The organism is Cupriavidus sp. WGlv3 (assembly GCF_023952475.1).
In the GTDB taxonomy this organism is placed as follows: domain Bacteria; phylum Pseudomonadota; class Gammaproteobacteria; order Burkholderiales; family Burkholderiaceae; genus Cupriavidus; species Cupriavidus phytorum.
The window spans coordinates 1-1,292 of the sequence record NZ_JALHRX010000097.1; the positions used below are offsets into that span (position 1 = coordinate 1).

The 1,292-nt window shown below is 62.5% G+C and carries 2 pseudogenes; both read right to left on the minus strand.

Features of this window, described 5'->3' with window-relative positions:
* Positions 1-125: 125 nt before the first annotated feature.
* A pseudogene (locus tag MKD38_RS31255) lies at positions 126-242 on the minus strand (hypothetical protein); the annotation flags it as partial.
* Between the two features lie 38 nt (positions 243-280).
* Positions 281-1,272, minus strand: a pseudogene (locus MKD38_RS30590) (hydrogenase small subunit).
* Positions 1,273-1,292 lie beyond the last annotated feature (20 nt).

Genomic DNA, 1,292 nt, shown 5'->3' on the forward strand with positions numbered 1-1,292 from the left:
GATTACCACTGCGTGCCGCGCGCAGGTACGCTAGCCCGCTGGGGTCACCCGGCGCATCATGAGTTGAGCGTCAAGCGCCGTGTCAATGACGCCGGCGAGCAGGGCGAGTACTTGGCCGCCGACAGGTTGGCGTCGAGATTGACCTCACAGCGCATGTGACCCTCGATCCGAGTCACCGGGTCGACGACCACGCGTCGCCCGCTGTTGTCAAGGTTGAATCCTTGGGTGGAATGGGCAGTCATGAGACGTCCTTGTCTCTCTTGAATCTGGTCAGCGCGGCTCAATGCTCGGCGCCGCTGGTGCCTTGGTTCTTCTTCTGAGCCGTACGCTTGATGGCCGACACGGCCGCGTGGGCTGCCACGGCAGCGCCGACCACTCCGGCCGCCGCGCCGCCGACCTTGTCGGCGTTGGCCTCGATGCCGAACTGGTGGATGTTGGTGAGGCGGTCGTAGAACGAGCCCTTGTCCCAAAAGCCATCTTCCGAGCAGCCGATGCAGCCGTGGCCGGCCTGGATCGGGAAGCTCGTGCCCTCGTTCCATCGCGTCGTCGAGCAGGCGTTGTAGGTGGTCGGACCCTTGCAACCGACCTTGTAGAGACAATAGCCCTTGCGCGCGGATTCGTCGTACTAGGCCTCGACGAACTGGCCGGCATCGAAGTGTGGGCGGCGGTAGCACTTGTCGTGGATACGCTGGCTGTAGAACATCTTCGGCCGGCCCTGGCGGTCCAGCTCAGGGATACGGTCAAAGGTCAGCATGTAAGTGATCACGCCAATCATCGCCTCGGCGATCGGCGGGCAGCCGGGCACCTTGATGATGGGCTTGTCCGTGATCACCTTGTGCACCGGCGTGGCCTGCGTCGGGTTCGGCTTGGCGGCCTGCACGCAGCCCCATGATGCGCAGGAGCCCCAGGAGATGACGGCCTTGGCGTCCTTGGCCACATGCTTGAGCTGGTCGATGAAGGGGCGCCCGCCGATGATGCAACTCATGCCCACCTGGTTCAGCGGACGGTTGCCTTCCACCGCTAGGATGTAGTTGCCCTTCTACTTAACAATGACCTCCTCGAGGATAGTGAACGACTCCGAACAACAAGTGCATTCCAGCCCATGCAGCCACAGCATCGGCGTGCGCGGTTTGGTCTCCATGGCGTGTGCGATCTGCGGCCCGAACGTCGGGGCCCACCCGAGCGAGGTGGCCGTGAGCGAGCAATACAATACTTGAGGAAGGTGCGTCGCGAAATGCCTTGTCGTCGCATGACCTCATAGCAGGTTTCCATCCTTCAAGTATCCAGAGTTG